General features: G+C 72.9%; 11 protein-coding genes. 2 read left to right on the top strand and 9 right to left on the bottom strand.

Going from position 1 to position 14,171, the window contains the following annotated elements; all coding sequences use genetic code 11:
* Positions 1 to 24: 24 nt before the first annotated feature.
* Entirely contained in the window at positions 25 to 735 is a 711-nt protein-coding gene (locus EBO15_RS17840) for an SDR family NAD(P)-dependent oxidoreductase (protein ID WP_233616272.1), read from the top strand.
* 170 nt (positions 736 to 905) lie between these two features.
* On the opposite strand, the gene EBO15_RS17835 is transcribed toward EBO15_RS17840, so the two are convergent.
* On the bottom strand, positions 906 to 1,508 hold the full coding sequence (locus EBO15_RS17835) for a CGNR zinc finger domain-containing protein (protein WP_122195532.1): 603 nt from the start codon (positions 1,506 to 1,508) through the stop codon (positions 906 to 908).
* 65 nt (positions 1,509 to 1,573) lie between these two features.
* Between EBO15_RS17835 and EBO15_RS17830 the strand changes: the two genes are divergently transcribed.
* Positions 1,574 to 1,963, top strand: coding sequence for a RidA family protein (locus tag EBO15_RS17830; RefSeq protein ID WP_122195531.1), 390 nt, complete (start codon positions 1,574 to 1,576; stop codon positions 1,961 to 1,963).
* Between the two features lie 75 nt (positions 1,964 to 2,038).
* Here EBO15_RS17830 and EBO15_RS17825 read toward each other — a convergent pair whose 3' ends face one another.
* From EBO15_RS17825 to tkt, 8 genes are all read right to left on the bottom strand, one after another.
* Positions 2,039 to 3,196, bottom strand: a complete 1,158-nt coding sequence (locus EBO15_RS17825; RefSeq protein WP_233616271.1) for a L,D-transpeptidase — start codon at positions 3,194 to 3,196, stop codon at positions 2,039 to 2,041.
* A 154-nt stretch (positions 3,197 to 3,350) separates the two neighbouring features.
* The gene (gene pgl, locus EBO15_RS17820; RefSeq protein ID WP_122195530.1) at positions 3,351 to 4,133 is read right to left on the bottom strand and encodes a 6-phosphogluconolactonase; all 783 of its coding nucleotides are present in this window, start codon (positions 4,131 to 4,133) and stop codon (positions 3,351 to 3,353) included.
* Entirely contained in the window at positions 4,130 to 5,176 is a 1,047-nt protein-coding gene (gene opcA, locus EBO15_RS17815) for a glucose-6-phosphate dehydrogenase assembly protein OpcA (protein WP_122195529.1), read from the bottom strand. Before opcA ends, pgl begins: the two co-directional genes overlap by 4 nt.
* A gap of 3 nt (positions 5,177 to 5,179) precedes the next feature.
* Complete coding sequence (gene zwf, locus EBO15_RS17810; RefSeq protein ID WP_122195528.1) at positions 5,180 to 6,709, bottom strand: glucose-6-phosphate dehydrogenase; 1,530 nt, start codon at positions 6,707 to 6,709, stop codon at positions 5,180 to 5,182.
* Between the two features lie 259 nt (positions 6,710 to 6,968).
* Complete coding sequence (locus EBO15_RS17805) at positions 6,969 to 8,660, bottom strand: phosphoheptose isomerase (RefSeq protein WP_122195527.1); 1,692 nt, start codon at positions 8,658 to 8,660, stop codon at positions 6,969 to 6,971.
* Between the two features lie 180 nt (positions 8,661 to 8,840).
* On the bottom strand, positions 8,841 to 10,499 hold the full coding sequence (locus EBO15_RS17800; RefSeq protein ID WP_122195526.1) for a glucose-6-phosphate isomerase: 1,659 nt from the start codon (positions 10,497 to 10,499) through the stop codon (positions 8,841 to 8,843).
* Positions 10,496 to 11,611, bottom strand: a complete 1,116-nt coding sequence (gene tal, locus EBO15_RS17795; protein ID WP_122195525.1) for a transaldolase — start codon at positions 11,609 to 11,611, stop codon at positions 10,496 to 10,498. Before tal ends, EBO15_RS17800 begins: the two co-directional genes overlap by 4 nt.
* A 20-nt stretch (positions 11,612 to 11,631) precedes the next feature.
* Positions 11,632 to 13,758, bottom strand: coding sequence for a transketolase (gene tkt, locus EBO15_RS17790; RefSeq protein ID WP_122195524.1), 2,127 nt, complete (start codon positions 13,756 to 13,758; stop codon positions 11,632 to 11,634).
* Between the last annotated feature and the right edge of the window lie 413 nt (positions 13,759 to 14,171).

Here is a 14,171-nt window from a genome sequence, read left to right as displayed (position 1 = left end):
GGACGGCGGTTGACCCTCACACCGATGTCAGGGTCTACGGTCGTCCCGACAATGATCATGAACGAGGAGGTGGCGTCGATGCCGGGTGCGGTGATCATCGGAGCGGGTCCGGGAGTCGGACGGGCCGTGGCGCGCAGGTTCGCCGAAGAGGGGCTGCCCGTCGCCCTGCTCGCCCGCGGCGGGCGAACCCTGAGGGACGCGGCGGACGCGCTTGCTCCCACCGGCGTTCCCGTGGCGGCGTTCACGGCCGACGCCGCCGACCGCGCCGACCTGGACGCCGCGCTCGACAAGGCCGTCGGCGAACACGGCGTCCCGGACGTCGTCGTCTACAACGCGGCCCTCATCCGCCCGGACGCGCTGGGCGAGCTGTCGGTCGCCGAGCACATGGAAGCGTGGGCGGTCAACGTGGTCGGCGCGGCCAACGCCGCCGCCCGCCTCGTCCCGGCCATGGCCGCGCGCGGCGGCGGAACGTTCCTGATCACCGGCGGCATGCCCGAGCCGAAACCGGAGTACGTCAGCCTCTCCCTCGGCAAGGCGGGCGTCCGGACGCTGGTCGCCCTCATCGACCGGCAGTACGGCGCGTCCGGCGTGCACGCGGCGAGCGTCACGATCGACGGCCCGGTCGCCCCCGGCACCGACTTCGACCCCGACGTCATCGCCCACCACTACTGGACCCTCCACAAGCAGCCCCGCCCCGACTGGCAACACGAGATCCTCCACACCGGCCGCCCGTGACGCCTGCCGCGGTCCCATGAACGCCGCCGCTGGTGTTACGGCCCCTGGCTCGCTTTGTCTGGTGTGACGGAAGGGGATTGTCGGACAAATCCGCACGTCCCAGCTCTCTGTGCCAGGCCACAAGCGGATGAGCAGTGCGCTTTTAGAACACAGGCCCGCGCCCGCCGGGCTCAGCCGTCTGACGACGGACGAGCACGGTGGGTGCGGAGCTTGTGCCGGTTGCCGCAGCGTTCCATGGAGCACCAGCGCCGTGCGCCCGGACGGGACGAGTCGACGAACACGAGGGGGCATCTCTCGCCCGCGCACTCGCGGATGCGGCCGGCGAGCGGCCCGGTCAGCAGGCCGATCATCTCTCGCGCCAGCGTCGACATCGCCTGGCTGGCCGTCACCGGGGCCGCCCAGCCGGCGGTGACGCCGTCGGACGCCAGTTGGGCGGCCAGCGAAGGAGCGGACGCGGCGTGGTTGATGACCGCCACGTCCGTGGCGGGGAGCGGCAGGCCGTCCGCGCGTGCGTGCGCGACGACCCACATGGCCTGCCGCAGGGCCTTGGCCGTGTCCAGCTCCGCCGCCGTCATCGGGACGGTCAGCGTGACGTCCAGTGGCGGCTCGGCCAGCCAGGCGGCCAGGTCATCGGGGGCATGAAGCGACTCGAACACCGCGTACGGCCCTTCGCCGCCGGTGTGGACGAAGTCGAGGCACACGGCCCCGGCGTCGAACCGAAATGACCCGCCCTTGGGGTCGTGCAGAACCCGTCCGGTTGTGCTCGCTCGCATGTAACCACTATAACTGGTTTCACATGACACCGGTTAAACCGGTTTCCCGTCGAGGAGGGCCTCCGATGACCGTTCGCCACATCAACCCCGAGGGCATGCACCGCAGCCCGGCGTTCAGCCAGGCCGTCGTGGTCGAGCAGCCCGCGAAGACCATCTACGCCGGCGGCCAGAACGGCGTGGGCCCCGACGGCAAGGTCGTCGGCCCCACGGTCGCCGAGCAGAGCGCCCAGGCGCTCCGCAACCTCGCGACCATCCTGGAGAGCGAGGGCGCGACCCTGGCGAACATCGTCCACTGGCGCATCGCCGTCGTCGACGGCCACTCCTTCAACGAGGGCTACGCCGCCTTCCAGGAGCTCTGGGACCCCAAGAACCCGCCGCCCGCCATCACCGTCCACGTCGTCGCCGGCCTCGGCCCCGACCACCTCGTGGAAATCGACGCCGTGGCCGCCCTCTGACCCACGGTCGCGGCCGAACCTTGTCCGCTGTGGGCAGAGCCGGCTCCGGCATGCGCGCATCATGACAGCGGGCGGTTAGCTGAGAGGGGCCGTGGTGACGGGTTGGCCGAGGGCGCTGCCCTGGAGCCAGCTGGTCCAGGATTTGGCCCAGGGGGTGGGGCCGTTGCCGAAGCGGAGTTTGCGGGTGGTTCCCGTGACCTCGATGATGTCGCCGCGGTCGGTGAAGTTGAAGAACCACCTGGCGTCCGAGGGGGACGCGTTGACGCAGCCGTGGCTGACGTTGGAGTTGCCCTGGGCGCCGGTGGACCATGGAGCCGCGTGGACGAAGGTGCCGCTGTAGGTGAGGCGGACGTTCCAGTCCGTCGGGATGCGGTACGCGCCGGGGGCGCCGGTGGTCGCGGAGTCCATGATGATGTGGGCGTCCTTCTCCTGCGCGATCATCACGCCGGTGTAGCTGTCGTCGCCCGGACGCCCCAGGCTGACCGGCATCGTGCGGACCGGCTTGTCGCCGCTGTAGACCTTCGCCTCGTGGGTGCGCGCGTTGATCCGCGTGTAGTGCTTCGCGCCGACCGTGAACGAGAGCGTGCGGTCCTTCGTGCCGTAGAGGCCGTCGCCCGCCTTCACCCCGGACAGGTGCGCGACCAGCTTCACCTTCGTGCCGGACGGCCAGTACGCCTGCGGCCGGAAGTCGACCTCCCGGTCGCTGATCCAGTACCAGGCGCCCGTGATGGGCGTGGACGTCCGCAGCTCCAGGGACCGTTCGACGGCCTGTTTGCCCGCCTTCGTCGTCACGTCGTCGCCGAGCAGCAGTTGGATGGGGACGCCGACGCCGACGGCCTCGCCGTCCAGCGGGGCCAGGCCGCTCTCGAGCTTCTGTTCGGCGGCGAGCGTGGTGAACGTGGACGTCGCCGTCGTCTGCCTGCCGCCGTCACCGCCGTGCGCGGTCACCGTGTACGTCGCGCCCGGGGCGAGCCCCCACGACGTCTGCCAGCTCTTACCGTCCGGTGACAGTTTCCCTTCGGCCTTGCGGCCCTTGGCGTCGGCGACGGTCACGTCCGTCAGCTTGCCCTTCGCGGCCTTCACCACGACCGGCTGGTCCGGTGCGACCTGTTGCGTCCCGTTCGCGGGAGCGATCGTCGGCGGGGGAGCGGCGGCCGCGCCCCCGCCGCCGCCACCCCCTCCGCCCCCGGACGAACAGCTCGCCACCAGCGACGATGCCGCGACCAGAGCCACACCTTTCACAATTTTGCCCACGCCCGTACCTCCCCGTTGTCCTCTCCAGGGTAAGCACGGACCCCCGCCCCGAAAGGCCGAGCGGGATTCTGTGGATAAACCGAAGGGAGCCGTGCCCACGGCACGACTCCCTTCGGCTGAGCGGAGTGCTGCGTCACGGAGACGCGATGCGCTCGATTCCCCGCGGCAGTTCGCTCGCAGCGGCCCGGTCCAAGAGGAACAGGGTGGAACGGCGCCCGCGCGCCCCCGCGACCGGGACCTGCACAGGTCCCGCCTCGGGCGAGAGGCCCAGCCGGACGGCCTTGGCCTTCGACGAGCCCGCCGCGAGCACCCACACGTCGCGGGCCGCGCGCAGCGACGGCATCGTCAGCGAGATCCGCGTCGGCGGCGGCTTCGGAGCGCCGCGCACCCCGACCACCGGACGGTCGTCGTACAGCGCGGGCATCTCCGGGAACAGCGACGCGACGTGCGCGTCCGGCCCGACGCCCAGCATCAGGACGTCGAAGGACGGGACGGGCCCGTGGTCCTCCGGACGCGCCGCGCGGCGCAGCTCCTCGGCGTAGCGGGCGGCGGCGGCCTCCGGGTCGGCGCCGTCCGGACCGTCCGTCGCGGGCATCGGATGCACCCGCGCCGGGTCGAGGTCCACGTGGTCGAGCAGCGCCGCGCGCGCCCCGGTCTCGTTGCGCTCCGGGTCGCCGGTCGGCAGGAACCGCTCGTCGCCCCACCAGATGTCCAGCTTGCGCCAGTCGATCGCGTCCCGCGCGGGCGTCGCGTTCAGCGCGGCCAGGACGGCCGTGCCGACGCCGCCGCCCGTCAGCACCACCGAGGCGGTGCCGCGCGCGGCCTGGGCGTCCACGACCCGGGTGACCAGCCGCGCAGCCGCGGCCTTGGCCAGCAGCTCCTGGTCGAGGTGGATCAGAACGGCGGGGGTGCTCACTTGGACGACCCCGACCGCTTGGCGGGCGCGGCGGGCGCGGCCTTCTTGGCGGCCCCGCCCTTGTCCGCGCCCTTGTCCGCGGCCCTGTCGGCGGCCTCGGCCTCCGCCTTGGCGTCCTGCGGCGCGGTCGCGGCGGACAGGTCCTTGGCGAACCGCGTCACCGCGTCCTGGTACACGTCGTCCGGGTCGAGGCGGCGCAGCTCCTCGGCCAGCAGGTCGGCCATCGGACGGCGCTGCAGCGAGACCTGCCGGTCCGGCTGCCCGGGACGCGCCAGCGTCGCGACGCGCCCGTCGGGCCGCGACACCGTGATGTCGCCCGACTTCGTGACGAGCCGGACGCCCGTGATGCCCGGACCGTCCGACGAGGCCCGGACGACCCGGACGCCGAGCCGCACCTCGAGCCAGGCCGCGAGCAGCTCGGCCGACGGGCTGTCCGGCTCCGCCGACACCTCGCCGCCGGTGATCTCGTCGTGGTCCTGGTCGAGCGCCGCGGCCAGCAGCGACCGCCAGTTGGTGATCCGGGTCCAGGCGAAGTCGGTGTCGCCCGGCCGGTACACCTCGGCGAGCCGGGCGAGCGTGCCGAGCCGGTCGCGGGCCGCGTACGAGTCGGTCACCCGGCGCTGCGCGAGCGCGCCGAGCGGGTCGGACGCCGGGGCCTTGGGGACCCGGCCGCCCGGCCACCAGGTGACGACCGGCGTGTCCGGCATCAGCAGCGGCACGACGACCGAGTCGGCGTGCTCGGCGAGCGGGCCGTACATGCGCAGCAGCACGGTCTCGCCCGGCCCGGTCTCGCCCATCCGGATCTCGGCGTCCAGCCGGGACGAGCTGCCGCGCGCGTCCCGGGAGATGACCGTCAGCACCCGGCAGGGGTGCTCGCGGGCCGCCTCGGTCGCGGCGCGGACGGCGTCGTACTGCGCCGACTCGTCCGTGACGATGATCAGGGTGAGCACCATGCCGACGGCCGGGCCGCCCATCACGTGCCGGGCCTGGGTCAGCGCCTCCTGGATCCGGCGGGTGGTGGTGTTGGTGAGATCGATGTTCATGGGTTAGAGCCGCCTCCAGACGCGGCCGTCGCGCGCCATCATCGCGTCCGAGCTCTCGGGCCCGTAGCCGCCGGACTTGTACTGGTCGACCTTCGTCTGGGACGCCCAGTGCTCCTCGACCGGGTCGAGGATCCGCCAGGACAGCTCGACCTCCTCCTGCCGGGGGAACAGCGGCGGGTCGCCGATCAGCACGTCCAGGATGAGCCGCTCGTACGCCTCGGGGGACGACTCGGTGAACGACTCGCCGTAGGCGAAGTCCATGTTCACGTCGCGGATCTCCATCGAGGTGCCGGGCACCTTCGACCCGAACCGGACGGTGATGCCCTCGTCCGGCTGCACCCGCATGACCAGGGCGTTCTGCCCCAGCTCCTCGGTGTCGGTCTGGGAGAACGGCTGGTGCGGGGCCTTCTGGAACACCATCGCGACCTCGGTGACGCGGCGCGACAGCCGCTTGCCGGTGCGCAGGTAGAACGGCACGCCGGCCCAGCGCCGGCTGTCGATCTCCAGCTTGACCGCCGCGTAGGTCTCCGTGGTGGACGACTGCGGGATGCCGTCCTCCTCCAGGTACCCGGCGACCTTCACGCCGCCCTGCCAGCCCGCTGCGTACTGGCCGCGCGCGGTCGCCAGGGACAGGTCGTCAGGCAGCCGCACCTGCGACAGGATCTTCGCCTTCTCCGCGCGGACGGCCTCGGAGCTGAACGAGGTCGGCTCCTCCATCGCGGTCAGCGCGAGCAGCTGGAGCAGGTGGTTCTGGATGACGTCGCGGGCCGCGCCGATGCCGTCGTAGTACCCGGCGCGTCCGCCGATGCCGATGTCCTCGGCCATCGTGATCTGCACGTGGTCCACGTGGTACCGGTTCCAGATCGGCTCGAACATCGTGTTGGCGAACCGCAGCGCCAGGATGTTCTGGACCGTCTCCTTGCCGAGGTAGTGGTCGATCCGGAAGATCGACTCCTCGGGGAAGACCCGGTGGACGATGTCGTTGAGCTCCTGGGCCGACTTCAGGTCGTGCCCGAACGGCTTCTCGATGACGACCCGCCGCCAGGAGTTCTCCGACCGGTCCGCCAGACCGCTGCGCTGCAGCTGCTCGGTGACCGTCGAGAAGAACTTCGGCGGGATCGACATGTAGAAGGCGTAGTTGCCGCCGGTGCCGCGGCTGGCGTCCAGCTCCTTGACCGCCATGGCCAGGGCGTCGAACGCGCCGGGGTCGTTGAACTCGCCGGGGACGAAGTGCATGCCCTCCGACAGGTGCTCCCAGACGTCCTCGCGGAACGGGGTGCGCGCGTGTTCCTTGACCGCCTCGTAGGCGATCTGGCGGAAGTCCTGGTGGTCCCAGTCGCGGCGGGCGAAGCCCACCAGCGAGAACCCGGGCGGCAGCAGGCCGCGGTTGGCCAGGTCGTAGATCGCCGGAAGCAGCTTCTTGCGCGACAGGTCCCCGGTGACCCCGAACAACACCAGCACGCACGGCCCGGCCACACGTGGCAGCCGCTTGTCCCGCGGATCCCGGAGCGGATTGGGTGCTGTGTCCGTCACGTGGCGGTCCCCTCTTCTCGCACTATGCCGTGGACCGTTCCTGCCCACTTGTTTTCTGAGCTCCCTCGCCGCGCGGTGCACGGCGCGAGCCGTCCGCGTGGGCGAGGGCGTCGCGGGCGGCGCGCCGGGCCGGGCACAGGGCACCGGTCCCGGACCGGCGCGAACACGCCGGTCACCCCCAGGTATACGCCCATCCCGCGAAGATCATTCCCGTCGCCGGGGTAACGGCAACCCCAGGCGATCGTCAGAGCCCGGTCGGTCACCCCGTGGCCCGCGTTCTCATTCCGGACGCCTGCTGCCCGGCCGTGCCCAGGGCGCGGACGGCCTCGGCGAGGCGTCCCGCGCCCTCCACGGCGTCCCGCAGGTGGACGCGGACGACCGGCAGCCCGAGCGCGCGCAGCGACCGCTCCTCGGCGAGCGCCCGCGCCAGCTGGAGCGAGGCCAGCCCGTAGGGACGGCCCGGCACCGGCGTGTCGGCGACCGGATCGCCCTCCGGCGGGTCGCCCGTGACCAGCAGGAACGCGCCGCCGCCGGGGCCGCGCTTGTGCACCGGCCCGGTCGCGTCCAGGTACCCGGGGCCCGCGCCGTACACGACCGGACGGCCCGTGTGCCGCGCCAGCGTCGGCGCGAGGTAACGCCCGGAGAACTCGCCGGACAGGTACGTCACCACCGACAGGTAGCCCTCCGGCGGAACCTGTGCCAGCAGCGCCACGAGCGTCGCGGACAGGCCGTCCGGGTGGTGCGGGACGGGAAGGTCGGTGTGGATCTCGACGTCGCCGTCGGCGAACACCGGGCGCCCGGTCGGCAGCGGGCCGCCCGCCGCGGCGGCGAGCAGCGCCGCCGCGTCGTCCTCGGCCTCCTGCGCGACCGTGCCGCCGGGCTCGAACGGGTTCACACCGAGCAGCCACCCGGCGACCGCCGTCGCGTACTGCCACAGCAGGAACTGCGCGCCGAGCGGCGCCCACACCGAGGTCTCGGCGTCGCCCACCGCGCCCTGCGCGCCGGGCTTCGGGTTCAGCGCGACGGCGTGCGCGTCGGGGAGCCCCCCCGGGCTGCCGGGCGGCTCCAGCGCCAGCACGCCCCGGCCGCGCTTGCCGGTCCCGGCCGCGAGCACCTGCGCGATCCAGCCGCTCAGCGCGCCCGACCCGCCCGGCTCGTGCAGCGCGACCTTGGCCCGCGCGAGTCCCTCGGGCCCGCGCTGCGCGCAGCCGCCGATGATGGCGCCGAGCAGCAGGCCCGGGTTGTCCTTGTCGTTCTGGAGCGCGGGCGCGAGCGCGGCCGCCTCGTCCAGCACCTGGCCGACGTCCGCGCCGGCCAGCACCGCGGGGACCAGGCCGTACGCCGACAGCGCCGCCATGTGCGCGGGCAGGCCGGGATCGGTCAGGCCGACCCGGTACCCCTTGCCGCGCGCGAAGCCGTGCAGCGGGCTGCCCTGGTCGGTGATCACCACGAACCGCGCGGCGACCTCCCGGTCGCTCATCCCGGCGCTCCGGAACGCGTTCGCGAGGATGCGCAGGTACGCGTCGCCTTCGAGGGACACCCCGGACTTGCTCGCCAGCACGACCATGGTGCGGTCGAGGCGCTCCAGCGTGAACGCGAGCGCCGCGGTGTCCGAGCCGTCCAGGACGGTGAGGGCGCCCGCCGTCTCGGCGTGCTCCTCCATGATGGCCTGCGCGGCCAGCGCGTCCGCGCCGACGCCGACCAGCACCACGTGGTCGAGGCCCGCGTACCGCGCCTCGGCGACCACGTCGTCGATCTTGTCCAGCAGGTAGCGGGAGGCGAACGGCAGGTCCAGCCACGCCAGCCGGCTGTGGTCGACGGCCCGCCGGCCCCACAGCCGCGGGTCCTTGGCCGCCAGTGCCGCGGGCACTCCGCAGGCGACCAGGTAGTCGCGCGCCTGCATCGCCTGCTCGAGCACGTCGCCGCGTGTCAGTACGTCGAATCCGGACACCGTTCCTCCCCGCCCCATCGTTTCAGGAGACAGCGGGCATCCGCGACCAACTCCCCGATCTTCCAGATGTCGATTTGTGAACAAGTGCGAGAAAACCGAGCGGAAGTCGCTTCTCATCCGCCTTCAGTGCGAACCGGACGCCTTCAGCGCGAACCGGACGCCTTCGGCGCGAGCCGGACGCTAGGCGAGCGCCTTCGCGAGCCTGGCCAGGCCGTCGGCGCGGTTCCTCAGGTGGACGCGGACGACCGGACGCGACCGTGCGCGCAGCGCGCGGAGGTCCCCGAAGGCCTGCGCCAGCTGGAGCTCGGCCATGGTGTACGGACGCCCGGGGATCGGGACGTCGTGGTCCGCGACGCCGGTGACCAGCAGGAACGCGCCGTTCTCCGGGCCGCCCTTGTGGTACTGCCCCGTGGAGTGCAGGTAGCGCGGCCCCCAGCCGAAGGTGACCGGGACGGGAGAACGGCGCAGCCGCTCGCCCCGCTCGGCCAGAAGCGGCCGCGACGCCGCCGCGGACGCGTCGCCCTCCGGATCCAGGTAGGCCAGGACGGCGAGGTAGCCGCGGTCCGGGACGGCCGAGAGCAGCGCGTCGAGGACGTCCGGGAGCGAGGAGAGGCCCTTGAGGAACTCCTCGCGGCCGTGCACCTCGACGGAGCCGTCGGTGAACGCCGGGACGCTCGGGATGACGGTCGGGGCCGCGCCCTCCGCCGCGCGCAGCAGCGCGGCGGTGTTGTCCGCCGACTCGGCGACGGCGGGCTGGTCGAACGGATCGACGCCGATGACCCGTCCCGCGACCGCGACCGCGTACTCCCACAGCAGGAACTGCGCGCCGAGCGGTCCGGAGACCGTCAGGCCCGCCTCGCGCGCGGGGCCCGGCTCGTCCGGCCGGGCGCCCAGGACGACGCGCCGGACGTCCGGGGTGAGGGTGAAACCGGGCGCGGCGACGTCCTCCACGACGACCGGGAGCAGCCCGCGGCCGTCCTTGCCCGTGGACGCCGCGACCAGCTGCTCGATCCACGCGGCGAGGCCGGGATGGCCCGAACCGTGGTCGGCGATGACGAGCTTGTCGCGGCCCGCGAGCGCGGACGCGCCGAGCGCCGCGCCCAGCGCCAGCGCCGGGTTCTCGTAGGGCTGGTCGAGCGTCGCGGCCAGCGCGGACGCCTCGTCCAGCAGCTCCTCGGGGTCGGCGCCCGCGAGCGCGGACGGCACCAGCCCGCCCGCGTCCAGCGCGCCGAACCGTCCGCCGGTCTCCGGATCGGCGTGGACGACGGCGTACCGCTCGTCCAGCCGCTCGTCCAGCGGCGAGCCCGGGTCGGTGACGACGAGAACGCGTGAGGCCGGGTCGAACCCGGCCTCACGGAACGCCTCTTCGAAGACGCGCAGGTGCGCGTCCGTCTCCACGGTGGTGCCGCCCTTGTCGACCACCACGAGCAGCGTCGCGGCGAGTTCGCTCAGAGCGGCCCTGACCGCGCTCGGGTCGGAGGTGGACAGGACGACCAGTTCCGTCCCCTCCGGAGCCGCCGACCGGACGATCGTCCCGGCCGCGGCGGCCGCCCCGCCGGTACCGGCCAGGACGACCCGGGTGAGCCCGGCGGCCCGGGCCTCCCGGACCCGCCCGGCCAGCGGGCCGAGCAGGTCACGGGAGGTCCCGGGCAGCCGGAGCCAGCCCAGGCGCCGCGCCGCCAGGGGCGCGGCGTCCGGGCCCCACAGCCGTCCGCCGCCGTGGAGCAGCGCGCCGGGGACGCCGTCGGAGACGAGCCGGTCCAGGACGGACTCGGTCTCGTCCACCAGCGGACCCCGGATGGTGACCGACACCCCCGCTGCGGTCACCACCGAGGTCACGCCTTGGCCGCCTTGTCCTTCAGCTCGCCGGCGATGATCTCGAGCATCTCCTTCCAGGAGACCTCGAACTTCTCCACGCCCTCGTCCTCCAGGACCTTCACGACGTCGTCGTAGTCGACTCCGGCGTCCTTCAGGGCCTGCATGACGGCGCGCGCCTCGTCGTACCGGGTGGTGATGGTGTCGCCCGTCGGGTCGCCCTTGGCGGCCTCGGCGTCGAGCGTCGCCTCCGGCATCGTGTTGACGACGCCCTCGGCCACCAGCCCGTCCACGTAGAGGGTCGGCGGGAGGTTCGGGTCCTTCACGCCGGTGGACGCCCACAGCGGACGCTGGGGACGGGCCCCCGCGTCGCGCAGCCTCGCCCAGCGGTCGGTGCCGAACCTCTCCTCGAACAGCGCGTACGCCAGGCGCGCGTTGGCCAGGCCCGCCTGGGAGCGCAGCGCCTTCGCCTCGTCCGTGCCGATCTTGTCGAGCCGCTTGTCGATCTCGGTGTCCACGCGGGACACGAAGAACGACGCGACCGACTCCAGCTTGGAGATGTCGTGCCCGTTCGCGCGGGCCTGCTCCAGACCGGCGAAGTAGGCGTCGATGACCGCGCCGTACCGCTCCAGGGAGAAGATCAGCGTCACGTTCACGCTGATGCCGTCGGCCAGCGCCGCGGTGATCGCGGGCAGGCCCTCCTCGGTCGCCGGGATCTTGATGAACAGGTTCGGACGGTCGACCATCCACCACAGCGCGCGCGCCTCGGCGATCGTCTTGGCGGTCTCGCGGGCGAGCCGCGGGTCCACCTCGATCGACACCCGGCCGTCCACGCCCTCGCTCCGGTCGTACACCGGGCGCAGCACGTCGGCGGCCCACCGGATGTCGTAGGTCGTGATCGCGCGGGACGCCTCCTCGACGTCCACGCCGCGCACCGCCAGGTCTCGGACCTGGTCGTCGTAGGCGTCGCCCTTGCTCAGCGCCTTGGCGAAGATCGTGGGGTTGGAGGTGACCCCCACCACGCTCTTCTCCTTGACGAGCTGCTCGAGGTTGCCCGTGCGCAGCCGCTCCCGGCTGATGTCGTCCAGCCAGATCGACACGCCCAGGCCCGAGAGCTTCTTCAGTACCTCGCTCATCGCGCTCGCTTCCTCTCGCCTCAGTTACCGGTGGTGCTGCCGCGGCCGGCGCCGGGGGCGGCGGCCTTGATGCGGCTGGCCCGCGCCGCCGCCGCGACGCGCTCGGCGGTGAAGCCGAACTGCTCGAACAGCGTCTTGTGGTCGGCGGAGGCGCCGAAGTGCTCGAGGCTGACGACCTCGCCGGCGTCGCCGACGTAGTAGCGCCAGCCGAGCCCGATGCCGGCCTCGACCGCGACGCGGGCGCGGACGCCCGGCGGCAGCACCTCCTGCTGGTACGCGGCGTCCTGCTGCTCGAACCACTCGACGGACGGCATCGAGACCACGCGGGTCGGGATGCCCTCGGCCTGCAGCTCCTCGCGGGCCGCCACGGCCAGCTGCACCTCGGAGCCGGTCCCGATGATGATCACCTCGGGACGGCCGCCGTCGGCCTCCGCCAGGACGTAGCCGCCGCGGGCGACGCCGTCGGCGGACGCCAGCTCGCCGGACCGGTCGAAGGTCGGCAGCTTCTGCCGGGACAGGATCAGGCCGGCCGGACGGTCGGTGTGCTCCAGGATCGTCCGCCACGCGACCGCGGTCTCGTTGGCGTCGGCCGGGCGGACGACGTCCAGGCCCGGGATGGCGCGCAGCGCCCACAGGTGCTCGACCGGCTGGTGGGTCGGGCCGTCCTCGCCGAGGCCGATCGAGTCGTGCGTCCAGACGTAGGTGACCGGCAGCTTCATCAGCGCCGCGAGCCGGACGGCCGGGCGCATGTAGTCGCTGAACACCAGGAACGTGCCGCCGTAGGCGCGGGTGCCGCCGTGCAGCGCGATGCCGTTGAGGATCGAGCCCATGCCGTGCTCGCGGATGCCGAAGTGCAGCGTCCGGCCGTACGGCCCGCCCGGGAACTCCTTGGTCTGGAACTCCTCAGGGACGAAGGACGGCTCGCCCTTCATCGTGGTGTTGTTGGACTCGGCCAGGTCGGCCGAGCCGCCCCACAGCTCCGGCAGGACCGGGGCCAGGGCGTTCAGCACCTCGCCGGACGCGGCGCGGGTGGCCAGGTCCTTGCCCGCCGGGAACGCCGGGACGGACTGCCGCCAGCCCTCGGGCAGCTCACGCCGCGAAATCCGGTCAAAAAGGGCGGCCTTGTCCGGGTTGGCCTTGCGCCACGCCTGGTAGCGCTCGTCCCACTCGGCGTGGGCGGCGCGGCCGCGCTCGACGACGCCGCGCGCGTGCTCCAGGACCTCGGGGGCGACCTCGAACGAGCGCTCCGGGTCCATGCCCATGATCTTCTTGGTGGCGGCGACCTCGTCCGCGCCGAGCGCGGAACCGTGGATTTTGCCGGTGTTCTTCTTGTTCGGCGCGGGCCAGCCGATGATCGTGCGCAGCGAGATCAGCGACGGGCGGGCGGTCTCGCGCTCGGCGGCCTCGAGGGCCTCCGCGAGCCGGCCCGCGTTCTCCTCGTACTCGCCGTTGACGGTCCAGTCGACGGTCTGGACGTCCCAGCCGTAGGCCGCGTAGCGGGCCTTGACGTCCTCCGACTTCGCGATCTGGGTGTCGTCCTCGATCGAGATGTGGTTGTCGTCGTAGATCATGACCAGGTTGCCCAGGCGCTGGTGCCCGGCGATCGCGCTGGCCTCGTGGCTGATGCCCTCCTCGATGTCGCCATCGGAGGCGATCACCCACACGCGGTGGTCGAAGGGGGACTCGCCCGCGGCGGTCTCGGGGTCGAACAGGCCGCGCTCGCGGCGGGCCGCCATCGCCATGCCGACCGCGTTGCCGATGCCCTGGCCGAGCGGCCCGGTCGTGGTCTCCACGCCCGCGGTGTGCCCGTGCTCCGGGTGGCCCGGGGTGAGGCTGCCCCACTTGCGCAGGCGCTTCAGGTCGTCCAGCGTCAGCGGGTAGCCCGACAGGTAAAGCTGGATGTACAGGGTCAGGCTGGAGTGCCCGCAGGACAGGACGAACCGGTCACGGCCCGCCCACTCCGGGTCGGTCGGGTCGTGCTTCAGGAAACGCTGGAAAAGAAGGTAGGCGGCGGGCGCCAGGCTCATGGCCGTCCCGGGGTGCCCGGAACCGGCTTCCTCGACCGCGTCCATCGCGAGGGCGCGGACCGTGTCCACCGCCCGCCGGTCCAGCTCGGACCACTCAAACGTGCTGTTGTCCCCACTCACGGAACGCCAGGCTCCTCTCGAACCACATATTCAGCGATATCTGTCACACGTGTCGGTTACACGGAGACGGAGTTGTTCTTCGCGTCCGTACGTCGCAACGTGACGCGCACCGCACGCGTTCCCCCTTCTCGGGGGCCCACGGGACGGTGGACGAACCGTGTCACGGGCGCTCCGGCGAGATCGCTCCGGCCCGCCTCCGAGCCTATCCAACCTCGGGGCCGGCTCCCGTGACCTCGTCCGCCCCGCGACCCGGTGGAACCCCCCGCGGACCGCCCCGTTCGGAGCCTGCCCGATCGTTTCACGCCATAACCCCCCGCCCGGACGAACCGGAGCCCGCCCGGCCGGCCCCCGCCGGAGGACCGTCCCGGGCCGCCGGGAGGACCGGCCCCCGCGCCCCCGGTTCCGGGCGTCCC

It is taken from the genome of Actinomadura harenae, from assembly GCF_003696215.1.
In the GTDB taxonomy this organism is placed as follows: Bacteria; Actinomycetota; Actinomycetes; order Streptosporangiales; family Streptosporangiaceae; genus Spirillospora; species Spirillospora harenae.
This window is presented reverse-complemented; position numbering and strand designations above follow the sequence as displayed.

Coding starts and splice junctions, on each gene's coding strand:
- opcA (WP_122195529.1), bottom strand. CDS start 5,176: ATGAACATCGATCTCACCAACACCACCACCCGCCGGATCCAGGAGGCG.
- EBO15_RS17830 (WP_122195531.1), top strand. CDS start 1,574: ATGACCGTTCGCCACATCAACCCCGAGGGCATGCACCGCAGCCCGGCG.
- tal (WP_122195525.1), bottom strand. CDS start 11,611: ATGAGCGAGGTACTGAAGAAGCTCTCGGGCCTGGGCGTGTCGATCTGG.
- EBO15_RS17835 (WP_122195532.1), bottom strand. CDS start 1,508: ATGCGAGCGAGCACAACCGGACGGGTTCTGCACGACCCCAAGGGCGGG.
- EBO15_RS17840 (WP_233616272.1), top strand. CDS start 25: ATGTCAGGGTCTACGGTCGTCCCGACAATGATCATGAACGAGGAGGTG.